This is a genomic window from Citrobacter sp. U14242 (genome assembly GCF_046555775.1).
Taxonomy (GTDB): Bacteria; Pseudomonadota; Gammaproteobacteria; order Enterobacterales; family Enterobacteriaceae; genus Citrobacter.
In genome coordinates, this window is the sequence record NZ_JBKGLW010000012.1 from 73,871 (window position 1) to 91,299 (window position 17,429).

Here is a 17,429-nt window from a genome sequence, read left to right on the forward strand (position 1 = left end):
GTGTTCAGTTATGAGTCGAATGAGAAGGGGAAAAAGGACAATCGAAATGAGAATTATTTTTCTTACAATGCAGAGATATTTATCCAGTATCGCGTAACTGACTGAATTTTCACTGGAAGAGTCATGGCAATAACATCCAGTATTGCATCAGTATTTTTCAGCGGGAAAGTGCCACTCAGGCGTAACCCGGCCACAGCCGGATCGCAGCGCAGCACGCCGTTGCGATAACGGCTCAGCGTGGCAATCACTTCACCCAAAGGTTTATCGCTGAAGCTCAGAATGCCCTGCGTCCAGGCAGCGCTTTCATCATCCGCTGAGGCTATTGCACCAAATTCAGATGCGCTAAACTGCAGGCTCTCGCCAGCGCTGACGATGCGTTTTTCCTGCGGACGATTTGCCAGTAAAACTTCAACAGCGTGTTGTTGAACGACAACGCGTGTGACGTTGTCCTGCTGGTAGACGGTAAATTCTGTGCCTAATGCGGTGAGCTGGCCCTGGCGGGTCACAACGCGGAAAGGTCTTTGCTGCGCGTCTTTTTCGGTGGTAATAGCAATTTCGCCGTACCAGAGATGGACAACTCGTTGACGCGTATCAAAACGAACGTCCACGGCGCTTTGTGTGTTGAGTGTCAGCAGCGAGCCATCTTCCAGCCGCTGATGGCTGACCGCGCCTTTGGCGGTGCGGTAATCCGCGCGCAGACCTTCACCGGCTTCAGATTGCCAGAGCTGCCAGCCGCCGCCCACGCCGACCAGCAGAAGTAGCCCTTTCATGACATGACGACGGGTAAGGCGCGTATCGTGCAGCGCCCGGCTGGCGACATCACCCGGTACGCGGCTGAGCTGGCTGCGCAGGTTTTCAACCTGTTGCCAGGCCCACTGATGATCTTTGTCCTCTTCGTACCATTGTTGCCAGCGCGCTTCTTGCTGTGGGCTGACACGCTCGCCGCTCAATACAGCATACCAGTGTGATGCCGAGCGCAATGCCTGGCGGCGAGAATCGGTGATAGAAGCGTTCACAGGCCGTGCTCCAGACGAAACAGCAGACAATGTTCGATAGCCTTTGCCATATACTTTTTCACCGAGCTGACGGAGATACCGAGCTTCAGCGCGATCTCGCTGTATGTCAGACCATCCAGTTGCGAAAGCAGAAACGCTTCTCGTGTTTTTCCGTTCAGTCCGTCAAGCATGCTGTCGATGAGTTGCAGGGTTTCGAGCTGGCTCTCGCGTTCCTCGGGGGAAGGTGCGAGCGCCTCCGGCATAAGCGCCAGCATCTCCAGATAGGCTTTTTCCAGCGCGTTTCGGCGAAACAGGTCGACCATCACCCGTTTGGCGAGAGTGCACAGAAAGGAGCGCGGATCGCGGATCGTCGAGAGCGAGTCGCTGCCCATTACCCGTAGAAAAGTGTCCTGGGCAATGTCATCTGCATCAAAGGCGGACTGGAGTTTGCGCGTCAGCCAGCTTTTCAGCCAGCCGTGATGTGCGCCATAAAGCGACTCGAGCGTAAAGGAAGCAGTGGTAGTGGCGTGGTCAGACATGCGGAATGTATCAAAAGTTAATTATCACGCGATCATAGTAATATGAGAATGGTTATCATTACAATTGTAAATATGATTGTATTACGTTGAACTTCTTAATGCGTTGTTATTTATAAAAATGTTATGAGGTGGATATCAGAGGGGAAGGGGGAGTCTGCTTCTGGCATGTGACGTTGGACTGACATCTGACCATGTCTGCTGTGAGCGTGGCGCAGACGAATGCTTTAAAGCATACTTAACTCTTTAAAAGTAAAGCGTTTTTTGGGTGGGCGAGAGCAGAGCAGCTGTTACTTTTCGGGAAAAGGTGAGTTGCGGATCAGGAAATGCTCAATCGAGTCGATTAAACCGGGAGCTAAGGGGAGCGCAGGTTCAGCGTATGACGCGATATTCGCTTTGCGATCGTCCGAAGTCACCTCTTTCATAACATGGTTCATATTGGGCAGTATAACCAGGGACGCTTGAGGATTCGCGGCCTTAAGCAGTCTTGCATCCGTTTCCTCCACCTGGAGATCGCGTTGCCCTTGTAGCACTAACACGGGTTTGGAAATACTCGAAATGAGATGACCCGGATTATATGAAAACGCATTGATCAAAAACCCCTGAACAGCAGGATTAAAGATACTTTGCAGTGCTGGGTGAATATTCGTAATATCGACTCGCCGCCGATGCTCCAGAGCATCAATTATCGGCAGAGCCTGCTTTAATAGAATTTCATTTTCCGGATTCGCGTTAAGTTGCCCCCTCAACACCTCGCCCATCGGCCTCCCGGGCGTTGCGATAAGAACCACGCCGCACACATCCTCTTCTTGAGCCGAGGCAAGTGCGACTACGCCCCCTTCGCTGTGCCCTAAAACCCAAACACAGGGAGTGTGCATATGATGTCTAAGCACGTCTACCCAGGATCGAACGTCGTCAACATAGTCAGCAATCGTCACCGCATTGGCATCCTCTACGGCCATTGCGCTAGCGAACATTCCACGTTTGTCGATACGAAGCGTCGCAAAACCTTTGGCAGCCAGGCCTTCAGCAAGAAGTCGGTAAGGGGATGCATCCACACCAAGCGGGTTATTTCCATCCCGATCGGTTGGCCCGGAGCCAGGAACGATAAGAACAACGGCTGTTGGTTTTGAATTCGGGGTGAGTAACGTGCCTTTCAAAGGGCCTTTTGGCCCTGCGGCATCCAGGACAGTTTCGGAAAAGGTTACCGGTACTGCCGCCAGACTCACAAATGGGCAAGCGCTCAAAAGGGCAATTGAGGCGGCAATATTCATCGGCGATGTTCCTGTAAAATTCAGTGTACCCGTCAATTTATATTATAAATATGGCCTGCTCTCCATTGATCAATACATCAGCGGCAATAGAAAAGTCCTCTGCTGGCACAGAACGGAGGTACTGGATGAGTTTAAAGTCTGCTGTGAGTGAGGAGCTGATATTCTTGAACAACGCATTGTGTCGGATTACAGTGAGATCATTGATTTATAAGTGAGTCGAATCAGAACAGTAGCCAATGAAACAAAAACTTCGCAAACGTAATCAAATCTGGATAACTGATCGGTTCATGGGGTCAGTCCATACAGCTGGTAATCGGCATCTTTGAGTTTAGCTGCTTTGATTTCAGTATCGGTTAGAGGCTTGGTTTTTCTTGCCATTATTAGCTTCCACGCTTTTGGGCCCAACAAAGACAATAGATAGTTTTGTTGGGCCTATTAATGGGCCTAAAAGGTTCGGATTTAATTAGTTGGCATCAGACTTCGCGGGATAAAATGAGGGTACAAAAAAGCCCGCAGGGCTTGCGCCGTGCGGGCTCTTAGGACTTCATCGGATGACTCTGGTAATCACCGATGGAGAATTTTGGTGGAGCTGGCGGGAGTTGAACCCGTGTCCGAAAATAGTTAACTAATTGTTTTAATTATATTTGTATTTTGCCGTGAGTTTTGCGGCGCTTTTGCGTATCTTCTCCAGTCCTTTTGTAGTCCATTTTTCAGGCACTATTCGAGGAGTAGTAATACAGACAATTATAAAGAATGATGCAGTATCGTTTCATCAGGTTGAGTAATCCCAATTGTATGTATTCTACCCAAAGAAACCTTGTTTAATAAATTTAGTATCCTCATAGGATCATCGCGGATAGAAGTTTTCTTTACTAAAAAACCCTCAAGGTTTCTAAGGTTAAATTTATTGGATGATGTTTCCAATCGATCAATTAACCCTTGACGTCCTCTGGCCCGGAAACCTCGCATAATAACTGAATATCTGATATCTAGTTGCAAGAAATCCTCACGCTTAATTTCTGGTAGATGTTTTAATACAAAACAATACAGCGTTGTTATGCCTTCATGTATTTTCATCCTAATATCATCTTTTTTTGCCGCCCCTTCTTTAAACTCGACAAAATATAAACAATCATTAGCGATAAATAGAGCGTCAGGGGATTTTTCCTTTCTTCCGTCAGGATGACATACGGCTAGATTATAAACCAGATCAAAATTAAATCCTTCCTCATCGGATAAAATAAATCTTTTGGCACCATCTGAATTGTAGCTTAAGTCTGAAATAGACAGCATTGCTTCGGGATAGATTTCCTGTAGTTTGTTGTATATTTTTTGTGCATTAGAAATCATCGAAATCATCCTCATTAAGATGATGTAAAGGTTCAGCAAGTAAATCGATAGCGTAAGATACATCGCTAGTGATATTTACAAAATTACTCAGTGAATCATTTGGATGTTTTACAGCCAAATAAAAGTTATTCTCAATTCTAAGTTTATCCGAGTAATGCTTAAGAGCATCAATAACATAAGGGCTGTGGGTCGTTATAATAATATCAACGCCAGCTTTAACTAATTCACAAACTAATTCACAATATAAAACTTGCCACTTGGGATGTAAGTTCACCTCAGGCTCATCTAGAATTAATAAATTGTTAACCTTTGCGTGCCCTCCTTTCACAAGCATATCAAGTATGCCTAAGGATTTAACCCCAGAAGCAATGTTAGATGAGGATACAAAGTAACCATCTCGATTCAGCACAAAATCGTATTTTTCGCTATCATATGAAATGTCACCTTTAAATGCTTCATTGATTCTTGATGAAACGTTAGTATGAGCATTATCTTCTGTTACGCCAAACAATTCATGAAGAGTATATAAGTTATAAATCGAATCACTAAGCTTATTACTCAGATCTTTTATGTGTAATGGAACAGTTGCTCTTCCTGTAGAAGCATTTTTCAACTCAAATAAAGTTTTCGACATTTGCGCTAGATTATGGAACTGCAATATAGCTGGAGATTCTACGTAAGTAGAATCGCTATAACCTAATTCATCATTGAATTCAAAATGGAACTTTGCATCATTGATCCAATTTATTTTGATTAATGGTGTTGCTCCATCATTTACAGTGACTGTAGGTTTTAAATGTTCGGGTTGACCTTTTGGTACAATTTCGGCTCTGAATTCTGAGAAAAAAGCCTTGCTAATGGCTCTAGTCATTGCAGAGTATTTATCGTCGGATTCTTCAATAATACTTCTGATTTTTTCAAGTTCAGTGCTAGCTCCTGCAAACATGAGTTGAGGAATACTATTGTTTTTTAGCATTTCATTTAGAATGCTATATCTTTCTTCTAATGCTTGATTAACATCTAATTTGGCTTGTGAGATGAATTTTTTTGGATGAAATAAATCTCTAATCTCAGTGTTTGTAGTGAGATTTATTGTTCTACGAATAAAAGAAAAATAAAGGTTTTCGGCGATTGCAAGTAACCTTGCATCCTTATCTTCTTCTAAATCGTATTCATAACGTGCAATTGCTTTAACAATTGAGAAAAGTATTTTACCAACGGTACTTTTACCTGTATCGTTTTCGCCGGTGATGACCGTAAGTCCACCTATGTGGACATGTGCATCCTGGATTGTTCCAAAATTTTTAACTTCAATATCCATAAGAATCTCTTCATTCTGATTTTGATGTCATTTTAACATTTATGAATACTCAAAGGATAGTCGACCCTCACAGTATGCGAAGACCGCATACTGTGAAAATACTCGTTCTAAAAGATAATGTAAGTATGTCAATGGTTTTTCATTTTAGATTTGCAAGAAGAATTTCCTTCATAATCAGAAAGATACATACCATAATGCCTAAATAACATCTCAGGGCCTTTGTGACCCATCTGGCTGGCTAGCCAGAATAGATTGGCCCCGCGGCTGATATGGCTTGTGGCGAATGTATGCCTAGTCTGATATGGGTTTCTGTATCGAATACCTGCCTTTCGCAATGTCGGAACCCATGCTTTTTTTCTAATTGCGTCAGCACTAGCCCATGGTTTGTTACTCTTTGGATCTTCGAATATCGTTTCATCCTTCATAAAAGTGAACAGTTTCTGGCTGGCTAAAGCTACCAATGCCTCTTCAGTCAGTTCTACTTTCCGTGTACCGGCCTTTGTTTTTGTTCCTTTGATGACGCCAACTACGCTGGCGTTCTGAACGTGGGCTGTCTTCCCTACAAAGTCGATATCACGCCAACGAAGAGCACACAATTCGGAACTACGCAGCCCTGTTTGTATCGCGAACCGGAAAAGATTCTCCCACTGCTTATTGCCAGCAGCAGAGAGCAAAGCATCAACTTCTGCTGGTGATAGCGGATCAACCACATAACTACTTTCTGCTTCAGATTTATCACTTTGGTATCGTGAGGCTGTTACCAGTGATACAGGGTTAATCTGAAGCACACCATCCGTCACCGCTTCATCCAAAGCTGAGCGTAGGAAGGAAAGTTGGTTTCGAATAGTCTTCAATGTTGTTTTCTGGCTCTGGATCCATGTCTTCAATGCGGCCGGCGTCAACTCACTTGCGGGAAAAATATGAAGTGATGACAGCGCGCTTCGGCACTTCTTATATCCGCCAATTGTTGAAGGGGATAGTTTCCTCGTTTCGCATATCACCAGATACTCGTCCAGGTACATCTTCACCGTTTTGCCTGTGGCAGCGTTGCCGAAAATTTTTAACCGGGTAGAACGGGGAAAGTATTCTGCATAAACAAATGTTCCCCTTTCGATCTTGTTGTGGATTTCGCCGAGTGTGCGCTCGGCGTATTTGATGTTTTTAGGGGTTACGTCCAGATTAGAAAGGGGCTCACGGCATTTAACCCCTTTATAAGTGAAAGTAATATTGATGGTTTCGCCGTTGCGGTGTTTCCTGATGGTTACGCCGCGCGGGAGCTTAGGCGATTCTGTCGTGCCCATTTTGCAACCTCACTAAGATCAATCCATCTTTCCTTAACGCCGTCGACCTTTAGCACCTGAACCCCTTCACGCCATACTCCACGTTGCACTCGTTTGTTGATGGCATCCGGGGTTTCGCCTGTCTCTTTGCAATAAGTTGAGATGGGAACACAATCGAGGCTCAGCATATATTTCTCCATTACCCCGGCTGCACCCGGGGAAAATTTTAGCTGTTGCTGGTGGTTGGGATTAGTTTCTGCCAAATCGCTGAAACATATTTCGCCTGGTGGCGGGCATCAGCCAGTGCGTTATGTGCTACCCCATCGAATGGCATATCTCGTTTTGGATCGAAACCTACAACTCTGCCTAATGTGACGATGGTTCTGACGTCGTGATCGTTCCAAAATTGCCACGGACAAACCTGGCCGGCGCGCTCATATGCGCCGCGCAATATAACGTTGTCGAAAGTAGCTCCATTGCCCCAAACTTTTAAATATTTTGGGTTATCAGAATGCCGATTAATGAAATGGCTCAGTTCAGATAGGGCAGACGATATCGGCATCGCATCATCAACACAGATTGCTGATCGCGCTTCTGAGCTTTGTCTTAACCACCACAGAATAGTGTCACCATCCGGCACCGCTCCCTGCTCCATAGCGCTTTCAAGGTTAACGGCGGTGTAAAACTCCTGACCCAATTCACCGCTTTGCGGATCGAAGAATACGGCACCAATGGAGACGATAGGGGCATTCGGTCTTTTGCCCATAGACTCAAGGTCGATCATTAAATTGTTCACGTTAAATATTCTCCTGTTTTGGTGCTGCTTTAAGCATTGCGGCGCGGCAGGCGTTCCATCCCCTGACTTCAGCGATTGCAGCTACAGCGTCTATGGCATGCATTTTCGACGCCTCTGGCATCGGTTTTTCATCCGGCACTACTGGCGCTGACTGCGGGGCGGCCCAGAGCTTATTGACGCCATCCGGCAGATTATTAAAATCAAACGTACTGCCCGGAATCCTGCCAGCCTGAATCCAGTCGTCTCCGTCAACCTCGATGAAAAATACTGGCTCTGCGTTCCTCGATGCTAGCACCTCATCAATCACATTCAACATATCACCGAGAATGTAAGCTCTGTTCCCGCCGTTTGAGTACTGGGTATCATGCTGCAGGTGTTCGCGTATCTGGTGCAGGCGCTCGATTGATACAGGACCGTGAGCCGGGTGGTTTATGCTTTTAGTCATTCCATGCCTCCAGCTCGTTCTGGATTTCATCGTCGACCTCGTCATTTGTGGCGTCCTCGTTCAGATAGTCGCGCGCCTCTTTGAGATACTGTTCACGGCGTTCGTGGTACCAGGCAGAGAACTCCGGCGACCACTCTCGATTAGCCCCCTGAAAATCTACCATCGCATTATCCTCTGCCATACGGTCTACCATGCAATCAGCGGTAGTCAGGGCACATTCCCGGATGTAACTGCGAAGGTGGTACTTACGCCAGTACGGACTGTGTTTCGAGTCGCAGAGGCCTTTGAATCTGACGGTCCAGCGACGGATGCAACGTGCGTTCAGAGATTTACTCATTGTGCAGCTCCCTGTCTGGCTGTGTTCAATAGCTGGTTAAACATCATGGTTAAGCTGTTACTGCACCCAAACGGCATATCGTTAATACGGTATGTAGGAATACCATTGCGAATACCAGACTTCACGATCCGGCCAGTGGTATAGAGTTGCGATAATGCGCCAGCGACCGCGGGTGTCTTTTTGTTCATACCTTTGGCGATTTCACCGCTGGTGGTATTCGGATGATCCTGGAGATATTCAAATACGGTCATGGCGTTTTACCTTTACGTTCCTGTTCCAGTTGCACCAGAGATTCTTTTAATGCTGCGAACGTAGCTTCCAGTCTGGTGGCGACTTCGCGCATAAGCAGTGCATGCTTTGGTGGTAATTCAGCAACGGAGGCAAAAGCCTCCGCAACGAGTTCTTTTACCTTCATGCGGCGCATTGGCGCAGCTCCACCAGTTCGTTAAAGCGATTCATGAACAGGCCATAGGCTTGACCAGGACGGAGCGGGATAACCTGAACGAGATCAGAGCAGGGAATACCTTCGAGAATTTCCCACTTCGAACCGTCATCGATTTCCAGATCACGGCGCTCGGTGGCTAACATGGTTAGATCGGCATATTTCACGACAACAGCTTGTTCAAGAGAGATACCGAATTTAAAGCGGATAAGACCATCAATATAAGTTTCCATGCGCTGGTAGTCAGGCAGCAAGGCTTTGAGCGGGGCTGGAATATCCTGACAATATGCCTCCGCAGCGTCGTGCATCAGCGCTTCAAAGGCGAACTCTGGCGGCACAATTTGGCTTACAAGCACAGAGTGTTGGGCCACGCTGTAGAACTCTGGGAGATGCCCAGCGAATCGACAGATGTTGGAAAGAGCAGTCGCGATATCCTCAACATCGATATCGTCGATTGTGGCGGTCAGGTAGTTAAATTTTTTACCGGATAATGTCTGAATGTAGCTCATTATTTTCTCCATATTGGCGCGCTGCACCGCGCAGATTTTGGTTGCACGAATCCCTCGCCGGGTGGCGATAATTAATGGAATTACGCTTCAATAAATCCCCGCGGCGCCGGGGATTTAATGCAGAGCAATTAGGCTTTGAAGTTACCGATGAAAGTTTCCACTGATTCACCTTCGAACTTGCTGATCAGCAAATCGCGGAATTCGTTGGCGATCTCTTCTTCCTGGGCTTCAAGTTGGACGATGCGCAGAACAAAGCAGGGTTCATCGCTGGTCAGTAGGCTGTTACGCAAGTTAAAGCGGCGTTCGCCCAGACCTTCATACGGCACACATTTGAACTCGAACGCCACAGGCATTACGTCTTTGCTGCTTGCTTCAACGCTTTGCATCAGCGATTTTTTACCAGCGAAATCACCAGTTTCATGGTCCTGCTGGGTTGCTTGTTGAATAGTGATACGACGTACAGCCTGAGCCGCCTGGGAAATCTGCATCGTATTACCGTCGGCATCAAACGCCAGAAGGTAATCGCTCCAGTCTTCCAGCCATTCAGCGATTTGCTTTTGCTTCAGACGTTGACCGTCGATCTGCAGTAGGGCACGGAACGGGGCGGTTTTCTTCAGGGTGATTGAAGCCACGTTATCGGCGTGACCGGGTTTATCCAGGGTGCCGATGTTGAACACTGAACGGGCGGTCATGTTGTCAGCGTCAATGAAGCAACGAGCTGGCTCACTGTCGCTGGCGTAACCTTTAGAATAACGTGCGAAGTCGTCAATACTGGTTGTGGTCATTGCGCCACGAAAGCGGAAACGCTCCAGAGAAAAGCGCTCGAGGCTTTCAACGCCAGTACCCTCTGGCAGTAATGCGGTCGGGCAAGCCAGGCCATGAATATCATTCAGGTGATAACCGGAAAGAACCAGGTCTTTGACCTGCTTGAAGGTACCGCTGTCTAACTGAGACATAAAAATTCCTTATTAACTGATGATCAAAGTGGTATCAGTGAGTTTGTTGTTGCGGATCACTGAGCCGCTTTAAGCTTTCCATCCACCGCGCCAGTGATCCCGAACAGCTGACCCTGATCTTCCTGCAGGATGGTGAGCTTCCCGCCTTTGTTGACCCACATCGGGGTTTCGGTTGTGTCCTCTTCGGAGGCTTTACCACGCGGTGTAGGGGTGCTGTAGTTCAGCTTGTGCTTGATCTTGACGCGCTTCTCTTCAACGGAATTACCCATGCGCTCAAAATCAAATGTGAGGACTACTTTGCCTTTGTTGCCGTTGTTCAGAACGCCAAGCGCGGTGGTGTTAAGTGCTGCCGCGATTTTGTTCATGAACACGCCGGCATCCAGTTCGCCAAGAAAATCTGGCACTACGGTCATGCGGTCATTACTCATGCTTTTACCCTCGTGAAGGCGGCTGCAACCGCCGAACTTTCTCCATACACAACAGAGAAAGGCACCTGCATTGGTCGGCGGCTTGCAGAGACCGCTTTCTTTTGCCCGGGTGGATTGGGTTATGAGCCCGTCGCCCGGTGATGCCCTTTTCTGTAGTGCCCTGAAAAAGGCTGGCGGTTACCGGACAAACGGGAAAACACCGGGCCGCCAGAACAGGGAGTTACTTGTTATTGCTTTGGCCTGCTTTTAACCACATCAGGCGCGGTGGTAGGTATCTTCGGGCGGGGTGCTAAGGGGGTGATTAGCCCTTGCCCTTAACACTCCTGTTGGTTTTGGTATTCCTGGCTTGGGTATCGCCACCAGCTATAGGAATTTGACTACGAGTTGCGGTTAATCAGGCCGCGCCTCTGTTACCCCTCCCGAAGACACCTGTCAGCGAATCATCCGGTTATTCATATGCCACCGGCGGCTACTTCGTGGGCGTCCTGCCTGTTCGCTGTTTGTTTATTTAATGTAGGATAACTTACAAAGAAAGGTCAAGAGGAAATGTTGGATAACTTACATTGAAGGGTGAAAAAAAACCGGGATAACCCGGTTTCCTTATAAATCCATTATCACTTGTCTTACTAATCCGACCAAACGGCAGTTGCCGTTTACCTCGAGCATCCTGTAGTTGGGATTGAGAGGTACAAGGTATTTAAGCGGACCATCAATGACGAATTTTTTTATAGTGGCTTCGTCACTTCCCATTAGCTGAGCAATGACAATTTTACCATTTGCTTGGCTGGCATCTCCAAAGTCAGGTTCTACGACGACGAGAGAGCCCTCCGGGATGCTTGGTGCGCCATTTGGGTTAGTCATTGAGTCACCGCGGACTATTAGTGCAAAAGCGCTCTCTGAAACAGCTGCTGAAGTGTAAACCCAGTCTTGAATGTCTCGTTCCGTTATCGCACCACTATTGGCAGTCCATTCCCCGGCTTGCACCCACGTTAAAACGGGAACTGATCTAATTCCGAATCTCTGCTCTGGGTTCATTGTTGGCGGTTGTTGTTTCCCGTCATCCTTACCCTCCAGCAACCACTGCGGTGTCTTTTCAAGAGCAGCAGCAAGCGCCTGAAGGTTCTCACCGCCAGGTTTATAGTCACCAGATTCCCAGCCGGTGATCGTGACGCGGTTTACCCCGACAAGCTTTGCCAGGACAGATTGCGTCATCTTCAGCTCTTTTCGTCTGCTTCGGATTCGATCATTCATTTTCATGTAGGCAATCCTACCATTTTCTAATGTAGGAGTGCTTGACCATTTTATGTAAGATATCCTACTATCTATGCACTGCATGACCTAACTCCAGAGGGAAAAATGAAAAAGAATGACGTTATCTCTTACTTCGGTGGCGTAGGGAAAACCGCCAAGGCGCTGAATATCTCCCACGCATCTGTATCGGGCTGGGATGAAGTTATCCCAAAGGGGAGGGCATTTGAGATCCAGGCGCTGACGAAAGGTGATTTGAAAGTTAACCAATCCCTTTATGAAAAGCGTAGTCATTCGGCTGCGTGATTAAAACCACAGAAATTAGGGGACAACCGTGGATAAACAACACTGGAAAGTAGAGCGACAACCAGCTTGGCTGGTGGCTGCAATCAAAAGAACGATCGCCGAAATGTCGGGTGGGTATGCCGAAGCAGCTGAATGGCTTGGTCTGTACCGCGCTGGAAAACTCTCAACGGATGCACTCTATAACCGACTACGTAACGAAGGTGATCAAATTTTCCCGCTTGAGTGGGCGATGGTGCTTCAGGATGCGAGCGGTACTAAGTATGTCACCGATGCGATAGCCCGCCGTAGTGGTGGTGTATTCGTTCCGCTGGTGGAAGTAGATGATCTTGATAACGGCGATATCAACCAGCGTCTGATGGAGTCAATCGAATGGATTGGCAAACACTCGCAGTACCTGCGTAAGGCAACCGCCGACGGGGTTATTGATCCGGCAGAACGTGAGCAGATTGAAGAGAACAGTTATCAGGTAATGGCTAAGTGGCAGGAGCATTTGACGCTGCTATTCCGTGTTTTCTGCGCGCCAGAAAAGAGTGACGCCCGCGAGTGTGCAGCTCCGGGCGCCTTGGCGAACAACTCTTCGAGTATGGAGAAATAATCCGCATGAGCAGTTTAACGGCTTTTAACCGTCTACCGCAACTCAGGATGATCCCGGTTTCGGGTACTCCGTTGTTTCGGTATGAACGCAGATTATCAAACCGCTGGGTTCCGTGTAACCACAGTAGGGCGGTTTCAATTGTGGGGGTCTACAACCGGAGGGCAAAACGCCTGTGCGCGAACTTAACCGAAGGTTCAAAGACCACCGCGGAGTGCAAGTCCGTGTTATCCGCTGGGAGCCAGAAACACAGCGCGTTATCTATCTGCGTGATGGCTACCCACACGAATGCTTCAGCCCACTTGAGCATTTCAGGCAAAAGTTCAGGGAGATAACGGACGATCATGAGCACTAAATTAACCGGCTACGTATGGGATGGTTGCGCGGCGTCGGGCATGAAGTTGTCTAGTGTCGCGATCATGGCTCGCCTTGCTGATTTCAGCAGCGATGAGGGAGTGTGCTGGCCGTCCATTGAAACTATTGCTCGCCAGCTTGGCGCAGGGCCGAGCACGATCAGAACGGCAATCGCAAAGCTTGAAAAAGATGGCTGGCTCACGCGTACACAGCGCCGTAATGGTAACCGTAATGCTTCGAACGTTTACCGCCTGAATGTGGCGAAACTTCAGGCTGCCGCATTTTCTCAACTGTCAGATTCTGACACGTCAAAATCTGACGCATCAAATTTTGACGCCTCAAAAGCTGACCCGTCGAAATCTGGCAAAAATGGCGGTTTTGACCCGTCAGAATCTGGCGGGGATCCGTCAGTAAAATCAAAACAAGATCCACAAGTAACTTCAAAACCCTCTTGTCCGGTTGCGGCGCAACCAGACCCTGAAGTCGTGATTACTGACCAGGCAATTTTGGTTTTGACCCATTTGAACCAGATCAGCGGATCCCGGTATCAGAAATCAAAAACATCCCTGGAGAACATCCGTGCCCGACTGCGTGAGGGATACAGCGTTGCAGACCTGCAACTTGTTATCGACCTGAAGCATGAGCACTGGCACGAGAACGACGAGCAGTACCAGTACATGCGCCCGGAAACGCTGTTCGGCCCGAAGAAATTCGAGAGCTATCTGCAAAGCGCTACCCGCTGGGAGCAGAAGGGACGGCCTAAACGCGCTGACTGGGGCGCGAAAAAGCGCGATGTGATGGCTTTTGGTCCGGTTGAAACAACGATTCCAGAGGGGTTCAGAGGATGACGTTAAACAAATATTGCCAGGCTCTGGCGGCACTGCGCAACAAACCAGCCCACGAACTGAAAGAGGTTGGCGATCAGTGGCGGACACCGGATCTGCTTTTTTGGGGTATCAACGCGCTATTTGGTCCATTAGTTCTGGACTTGTTTGCTGACGACGACAACGCGAAGTGCCCGGCATGGTACACCGCCGAAGATAATGCACTGACACAGGACTGGTCTGAACGTCTGGCAGAACTGGGCGGTGCAGGTTATGGCAACCCACCGTATAGCCGTTCGCAGTACCACGAGAAACAGGCGATCACCGGCATGACGCACATCATGAACTACGCAGCAGCCCAGCGCGAAAAGGGCGGTCGCTATGTATTCCTGATAAAAGCTGCGCCGAGCGAAACGTGGTGGCCGGAAGATGCCGATCACATTGTATTCATCCGCGGGCGCATTGGGTTCGATCTGCCAGTGTGGTTTGTACCTGCTGACGAAAAACAAAAACCCACCAGCGCGTTTTTTGCCGGTGCCATAGCTGTATTCGATAAGTCATGGCGTGGCGAGCGTTTCAGCTATATCAACCGTACAGAACTGGAGGCAAAAGGGCGTGCGTTTATGGCTTTGGCACAATTTGCCACCAGCAAACCTCAACCAGCAACGGCCACACCAACAGTAGCTGGTAAGCCAGAAACAGAGTTGCCACTCACCCAGAAAGATATTTTTGATATCAGCGGTGTCGAAGCGTGGGCATGTGTTAGAGCTGCGTTCGGCGATAAAGAAGAATACACATTCAGTGAATCGAAGTTTGGGCATACCTGGGCGGCGGATTCTGTCGAATCACCTGAATTCACTCAGGTATCACCATTAACGATCGACAAAGCGAAGCTGCTTATTAGTGAGAGCATTTTGTTCGGTGTGGATGAGTGGCTGTTGTCGATTGAATTCGATGACGCTGCTGCGCGCCTGGATATGTCGGAACGTATTCGCACTGTTGCCCTTGAAGCATCCGGTGAATATGGCATGAACAGTGCTGATTTCATTGCAGCTATGGGAAGCCTGGATGTTTCCAGTTGGTCCAATATTCGCCACATCCGCATGCACATCCGTGAGAAAGCTAAACCAGTGGCGGATCCGCTTCCCGAGTCCCGTATCTGGCCGTTGGAGGTTGGAATTGTATTCGACCAGGTTGATGGCGCTGACATGCTGAATGAATCACAGCAGAACAAACTGAAAGCCAATATCAATCAACTATGGCTGGAACGAACGGCCACCAGCGAAATCATTACTGCAGCTTCTGAACTTGTTCGCAGTATGAGGGGAGAGGCCGCGTGAAACTGATCCTGCCTTTTCCTCCGAGCGTGAACACTTACTGGCGCGCCCCTAACAAGGGGCCGCTGGCCGGTCGTCACCTCATTAGCGCTGATGGCCGTAAATACCAGAGCGCTGCCTGCGTGGCGATCATTGAGCAATTACGACGCCTTCCAAAGCCATCGACTGAACTTGCAGCGGTAGAAATCACCCTGTACCCGCCGGATGCGCGCCGCCGGGATATCGATAATTACAACAAAGCCCTGTTTGACGCGCTGACGCATGCGGGTGTCTGGGAAGACGACAGCCAGATTAAGCGCATGCTGGTGGAATGGGGACCCGTTGTGCCGAAAGGTCGGGTAGAGATAACGATCAGCAGATATGAACCGGCGGGTGCAGCCGCCTGATATGGAGAAAAGTATGAGCCAGTTAATCGTGAATGGTGTAGTAACAATGTCCAGCCGTGATATTGCGGATCTGGTTCAGAGTAAACACAGTGACGTGAAACGCTCGGCTGAGCGTCTTGTTGCAGCGGGAATTTTAACCGCGCCGTTGGCGCAGTTCGATTTTGAGCACAACGGCAATGTTTACCAGGAGTATCGTTTTAACAAACGCGACTCTCTGGTGATTGTTGCCAGATTGTCACCTGAATTTACCGCCGCGGTCGTCGATCGCTGGCAGGAACTGGAAGAAGGGCTGAGTGTCAGTGTTCCCCGCTCATTGCCGGAAGCGCTTCGCCTGGCTGCTGATTTAGCCGAGCAGAAAGAGCAACTGACCATCCAGCTGGCAGCCGCGGCGCCAAAAGTGGAGTTTGTTGATCGTTATTGCTCTGCAAAAGGCTCCATGTCATTCCGGCAGGTAGCCAAATTGCTTAACGCAAAAGAAACTGAGTTTCGTCTGTTCCTTATCGAACGCAATATCCTGTATCGCCTCGGCGGCACACTTACCCCCATGGCGCAGCACATTTCCGCGGGAAGATTTGAAGTTAAGACCGGAACATCGAGCACATCCAATCACGCATTCAGCCAGACGCGTTTCACTGCCAAGGGCGTACGCTGGATTGGTGGTTTGTGGGCTGAACATATTGCGGGGGGGCAGGCGGCGTGAGGGCTTTGTTAACTCCTGAAGTAGCCCATCGTATGGGGATTGTGTTGTTTCGGCCCGGTGCGGAACTGATGCATCTCTTCATGCGCGGTCGCGTTCTGCTCGAGCCTGAACCAGAAGAAATGGCGTCATTCAGTACCGGGGCTGTTCCGGCAGCCATTCAGCCGCTGGCTGATAATCCTGTAATGCGGCAGGTATTCGAGAATGAACGGGTTATTCAGCGTGCCGGCGGGCTTCCTTCCCTTGAGCAGTGGCTGAGTTCTCGGTTTGAATGCCAGTGGCCCCATTCATCGTGGCACGACAAGAACTTCACAACAATGCGGCACCCACCAGGAAGTATTCGCCTGTGCTGGCATTGCGATCACACTTTGTCGGGGCAGCATACCGAACAGCTTGCAGGTATAGCGGCCGGAAACCTGGTATCCTGGATTCTGGAAGTCATTCGGCGTGATTCTGGTTTTCCCGAGTCTCATATCCTGACGCTTCCGGAACTGTGCTGGTGGATGGTCAGAAACGACCTGGCTGATGTTATTCCGGAAAGCGTTGCGCACAAAGGGCTGCGCCTTCCGGATGAGAAGATCCGCTCTGTCATGAGGGAAAGCGACATAGTGCCTTCCTCGTCAGCAACCAGACTCGTGCAGGAGAAGGCGAAGAAGATCCTCACGCTCTCTGTTGATCCTGAGTCGCCAGAGTCTTTTATGCTCAGGCCAAAACGTCGCCGCTGGATAAATGAGACGTACACCCGCTGGGTTAAAACACAACCCTGTGAGTGTTGCCGACGGCCAGCAGATGATCCGCACCATATCGTAGGGCACGGTATGGGTGGTACAGCAACAAAAGCCCATGACCTCTTCGTGATCCCTCTGTGCAGAGAGTGCCACGACGAGTTACACGCCGATGTACCGGCATTCGAGCAGAAGCATGGTACGCAGCTTGAGCTGCTACTGCGTTTTATTGATCGGGCGCTGGCGATTGGCGTAATTGCGAAAGCTTAAGTGTATGGAGCGCAAAGAAGC

At 48.9% G+C, this 17,429-nt stretch carries 24 protein-coding genes and 1 pseudogene; 8 read left to right on the top strand and 17 right to left on the bottom strand.

Features of this window, described 5'->3' with window-relative positions:
- Nucleotides 1-62: 62 nt before the first annotated feature.
- From fecR to ACLJXE_RS19515, 17 genes and pseudogenes are all read right to left on the bottom strand, one after another.
- A complete protein-coding gene (gene fecR / locus ACLJXE_RS19435; RefSeq protein ID WP_410751765.1) occupies nucleotides 63-1,016 on the bottom strand; it encodes a ferric citrate uptake sigma factor regulator FecR in 954 nt (317 codons plus the stop codon).
- Nucleotides 1,013-1,534 carry a ferric citrate uptake sigma factor FecI gene (gene fecI, locus ACLJXE_RS19440; RefSeq protein WP_008784388.1) on the bottom strand — a complete coding sequence of 174 codons (522 nt, stop codon included), beginning with the start codon at nucleotides 1,532-1,534 and terminating at the stop codon, nucleotides 1,013-1,015. Before fecI ends, fecR begins: the two co-directional genes overlap by 4 nt.
- A 287-nt stretch (nucleotides 1,535-1,821) precedes the next feature.
- Nucleotides 1,822-2,805 (bottom strand): alpha/beta hydrolase, encoded by a 984-nt coding sequence (locus ACLJXE_RS19445; RefSeq protein ID WP_410751766.1) that lies wholly within the window; start codon nucleotides 2,803-2,805, stop codon nucleotides 1,822-1,824.
- Between the two features lie 291 nt (nucleotides 2,806-3,096).
- A pseudogene (locus tag ACLJXE_RS19450) lies at nucleotides 3,097-3,183 on the bottom strand (hypothetical protein); the annotation flags it as partial.
- Nucleotides 3,184-3,549: 366 nt separating this feature from the next.
- Nucleotides 3,550-4,155 carry a hypothetical protein gene (locus ACLJXE_RS19455; RefSeq protein ID WP_234662070.1) on the bottom strand — a complete coding sequence of 202 codons (606 nt, stop codon included), beginning with the start codon at nucleotides 4,153-4,155 and terminating at the stop codon, nucleotides 3,550-3,552.
- Entirely contained in the window at nucleotides 4,145-5,476 is a 1,332-nt protein-coding gene (locus ACLJXE_RS19460) for an AAA family ATPase (protein WP_234662069.1), read from the bottom strand. Before ACLJXE_RS19460 ends, ACLJXE_RS19455 begins: the two co-directional genes overlap by 11 nt.
- A 128-nt stretch (nucleotides 5,477-5,604) precedes the next feature.
- Complete coding sequence (locus ACLJXE_RS19465) at nucleotides 5,605-6,777, bottom strand: site-specific integrase (protein ID WP_234662068.1); 1,173 nt, start codon at nucleotides 6,775-6,777, stop codon at nucleotides 5,605-5,607.
- Nucleotides 6,738-6,944 carry a hypothetical protein gene (locus ACLJXE_RS19470; protein ID WP_024135505.1) on the bottom strand — a complete coding sequence of 69 codons (207 nt, stop codon included), beginning with the start codon at nucleotides 6,942-6,944 and terminating at the stop codon, nucleotides 6,738-6,740. Before ACLJXE_RS19470 ends, ACLJXE_RS19465 begins: the two co-directional genes overlap by 40 nt.
- Nucleotides 6,945-6,982: 38 nt before the next feature.
- The gene (locus tag ACLJXE_RS19475; RefSeq protein ID WP_181637655.1) at nucleotides 6,983-7,552 is read right to left on the bottom strand and encodes a 3'-5' exonuclease; all 570 of its coding nucleotides are present in this window, start codon (nucleotides 7,550-7,552) and stop codon (nucleotides 6,983-6,985) included.
- A gap of 1 nt (nucleotide 7,553) precedes the next feature.
- Nucleotides 7,554-7,997 carry a hypothetical protein gene (locus ACLJXE_RS19480; RefSeq protein WP_079813836.1) on the bottom strand — a complete coding sequence of 148 codons (444 nt, stop codon included), beginning with the start codon at nucleotides 7,995-7,997 and terminating at the stop codon, nucleotides 7,554-7,556.
- Nucleotides 7,990-8,334 carry a hypothetical protein gene (locus ACLJXE_RS19485; protein WP_234662067.1) on the bottom strand — a complete coding sequence of 115 codons (345 nt, stop codon included), beginning with the start codon at nucleotides 8,332-8,334 and terminating at the stop codon, nucleotides 7,990-7,992. The genes ACLJXE_RS19480 and ACLJXE_RS19485 overlap by 8 nt, the downstream gene beginning before the upstream one ends.
- Entirely contained in the window at nucleotides 8,331-8,585 is a 255-nt protein-coding gene (locus tag ACLJXE_RS19490) for a hypothetical protein (protein ID WP_410751767.1), read from the bottom strand. The genes ACLJXE_RS19485 and ACLJXE_RS19490 overlap by 4 nt, the downstream gene beginning before the upstream one ends.
- Nucleotides 8,582-8,758, bottom strand: a complete 177-nt coding sequence (locus ACLJXE_RS19495; RefSeq protein WP_172751031.1) for a hypothetical protein — start codon at nucleotides 8,756-8,758, stop codon at nucleotides 8,582-8,584. Before ACLJXE_RS19495 ends, ACLJXE_RS19490 begins: the two co-directional genes overlap by 4 nt.
- Nucleotides 8,746-9,285 (bottom strand): HD family hydrolase, encoded by a 540-nt coding sequence (locus tag ACLJXE_RS19500; RefSeq protein WP_149608268.1) that lies wholly within the window; start codon nucleotides 9,283-9,285, stop codon nucleotides 8,746-8,748. Before ACLJXE_RS19500 ends, ACLJXE_RS19495 begins: the two co-directional genes overlap by 13 nt.
- A gap of 128 nt (nucleotides 9,286-9,413) precedes the next feature.
- Entirely contained in the window at nucleotides 9,414-10,241 is an 828-nt protein-coding gene (locus ACLJXE_RS19505) for a YfdQ family protein (protein WP_410751768.1), read from the bottom strand.
- A gap of 56 nt (nucleotides 10,242-10,297) precedes the next feature.
- Complete coding sequence (locus tag ACLJXE_RS19510) at nucleotides 10,298-10,669, bottom strand: hypothetical protein (RefSeq protein WP_001515608.1); 372 nt, start codon at nucleotides 10,667-10,669, stop codon at nucleotides 10,298-10,300.
- A 600-nt stretch (nucleotides 10,670-11,269) separates the two neighbouring features.
- Nucleotides 11,270-11,926, bottom strand: a complete 657-nt coding sequence (locus tag ACLJXE_RS19515; RefSeq protein ID WP_101701440.1) for a LexA family protein — start codon at nucleotides 11,924-11,926, stop codon at nucleotides 11,270-11,272.
- A gap of 99 nt (nucleotides 11,927-12,025) precedes the next feature.
- Between ACLJXE_RS19515 and ACLJXE_RS19520 the strand changes: the two genes are divergently transcribed.
- From ACLJXE_RS19520 to ACLJXE_RS19555, 8 genes are all read left to right on the top strand, one after another.
- Nucleotides 12,026-12,223 (top strand): Cro/CI family transcriptional regulator, encoded by a 198-nt coding sequence (locus ACLJXE_RS19520; RefSeq protein ID WP_057101686.1) that lies wholly within the window; start codon nucleotides 12,026-12,028, stop codon nucleotides 12,221-12,223.
- Nucleotides 12,224-12,251: 28 nt separating this feature from the next.
- Complete coding sequence (locus tag ACLJXE_RS19525) at nucleotides 12,252-12,818, top strand: YmfL family putative regulatory protein (RefSeq protein ID WP_101701439.1); 567 nt, start codon at nucleotides 12,252-12,254, stop codon at nucleotides 12,816-12,818.
- Between the two features lie 172 nt (nucleotides 12,819-12,990).
- Nucleotides 12,991-13,170, top strand: coding sequence for a DUF4222 domain-containing protein (locus ACLJXE_RS19530; protein WP_024135506.1), 180 nt, complete (start codon nucleotides 12,991-12,993; stop codon nucleotides 13,168-13,170).
- Nucleotides 13,160-14,017 (top strand): conserved phage C-terminal domain-containing protein, encoded by an 858-nt coding sequence (locus ACLJXE_RS19535; RefSeq protein ID WP_065554922.1) that lies wholly within the window; start codon nucleotides 13,160-13,162, stop codon nucleotides 14,015-14,017. Before ACLJXE_RS19530 ends, ACLJXE_RS19535 begins: the two co-directional genes overlap by 11 nt.
- On the top strand, nucleotides 14,014-15,333 hold the full coding sequence (locus ACLJXE_RS19540) for a phage N-6-adenine-methyltransferase (protein ID WP_410688642.1): 1,320 nt from the start codon (nucleotides 14,014-14,016) through the stop codon (nucleotides 15,331-15,333). Before ACLJXE_RS19535 ends, ACLJXE_RS19540 begins: the two co-directional genes overlap by 4 nt.
- Complete coding sequence (locus ACLJXE_RS19545; protein ID WP_000767088.1) at nucleotides 15,330-15,716, top strand: RusA family crossover junction endodeoxyribonuclease; 387 nt, start codon at nucleotides 15,330-15,332, stop codon at nucleotides 15,714-15,716. Before ACLJXE_RS19540 ends, ACLJXE_RS19545 begins: the two co-directional genes overlap by 4 nt.
- A gap of 13 nt (nucleotides 15,717-15,729) precedes the next feature.
- The gene (locus tag ACLJXE_RS19550; RefSeq protein WP_222186571.1) at nucleotides 15,730-16,416 is read left to right on the top strand and encodes a phage antirepressor KilAC domain-containing protein; all 687 of its coding nucleotides are present in this window, start codon (nucleotides 15,730-15,732) and stop codon (nucleotides 16,414-16,416) included.
- A complete protein-coding gene (locus ACLJXE_RS19555; protein WP_410751769.1) occupies nucleotides 16,413-17,408 on the top strand; it encodes a DUF968 domain-containing protein in 996 nt (331 codons plus the stop codon). The genes ACLJXE_RS19550 and ACLJXE_RS19555 overlap by 4 nt, the downstream gene beginning before the upstream one ends.
- The last annotated feature ends 21 nt before the right edge of the window (nucleotides 17,409-17,429 follow it).

Coding starts and splice junctions, on each gene's coding strand:
- ACLJXE_RS19520 (WP_057101686.1), top strand. CDS start 12,026: ATGAAAAAGAATGACGTTATCTCTTACTTCGGTGGCGTAGGGAAAACC.
- ACLJXE_RS19550 (WP_222186571.1), top strand. CDS start 15,730: ATGAGCCAGTTAATCGTGAATGGTGTAGTAACAATGTCCAGCCGTGAT.
- ACLJXE_RS19515 (WP_101701440.1), bottom strand. CDS start 11,926: ATGAAAATGAATGATCGAATCCGAAGCAGACGAAAAGAGCTGAAGATG.
- ACLJXE_RS19540 (WP_410688642.1), top strand. CDS start 14,014: ATGACGTTAAACAAATATTGCCAGGCTCTGGCGGCACTGCGCAACAAA.
- ACLJXE_RS19445 (WP_410751766.1), bottom strand. CDS start 2,805: ATGAATATTGCCGCCTCAATTGCCCTTTTGAGCGCTTGCCCATTTGTG.
- ACLJXE_RS19480 (WP_079813836.1), bottom strand. CDS start 7,997: ATGACTAAAAGCATAAACCACCCGGCTCACGGTCCTGTATCAATCGAG.
- ACLJXE_RS19490 (WP_410751767.1), bottom strand. CDS start 8,585: ATGACCGTATTTGAATATCTCCAGGATCATCCGAATACCACCAGCGGT.
- ACLJXE_RS19460 (WP_234662069.1), bottom strand. CDS start 5,476: ATGGATATTGAAGTTAAAAATTTTGGAACAATCCAGGATGCACATGTC.
- ACLJXE_RS19505 (WP_410751768.1), bottom strand. CDS start 10,241: ATGTCTCAGTTAGACAGCGGTACCTTCAAGCAGGTCAAAGACCTGGTT.
- ACLJXE_RS19455 (WP_234662070.1), bottom strand. CDS start 4,155: ATGATTTCTAATGCACAAAAAATATACAACAAACTACAGGAAATCTAT.
- fecI (WP_008784388.1), bottom strand. CDS start 1,534: ATGTCTGACCACGCCACTACCACTGCTTCCTTTACGCTCGAGTCGCTT.
- ACLJXE_RS19470 (WP_024135505.1), bottom strand. CDS start 6,944: ATGCTGAGCCTCGATTGTGTTCCCATCTCAACTTATTGCAAAGAGACA.
- ACLJXE_RS19510 (WP_001515608.1), bottom strand. CDS start 10,669: ATGAGTAATGACCGCATGACCGTAGTGCCAGATTTTCTTGGCGAACTG.
- ACLJXE_RS19465 (WP_234662068.1), bottom strand. CDS start 6,777: ATGGGCACGACAGAATCGCCTAAGCTCCCGCGCGGCGTAACCATCAGG.
- ACLJXE_RS19500 (WP_149608268.1), bottom strand. CDS start 9,285: ATGAGCTACATTCAGACATTATCCGGTAAAAAATTTAACTACCTGACC.
- ACLJXE_RS19535 (WP_065554922.1), top strand. CDS start 13,160: ATGAGCACTAAATTAACCGGCTACGTATGGGATGGTTGCGCGGCGTCG.
- ACLJXE_RS19485 (WP_234662067.1), bottom strand. CDS start 8,334: ATGAGTAAATCTCTGAACGCACGTTGCATCCGTCGCTGGACCGTCAGA.
- ACLJXE_RS19495 (WP_172751031.1), bottom strand. CDS start 8,758: ATGCGCCGCATGAAGGTAAAAGAACTCGTTGCGGAGGCTTTTGCCTCC.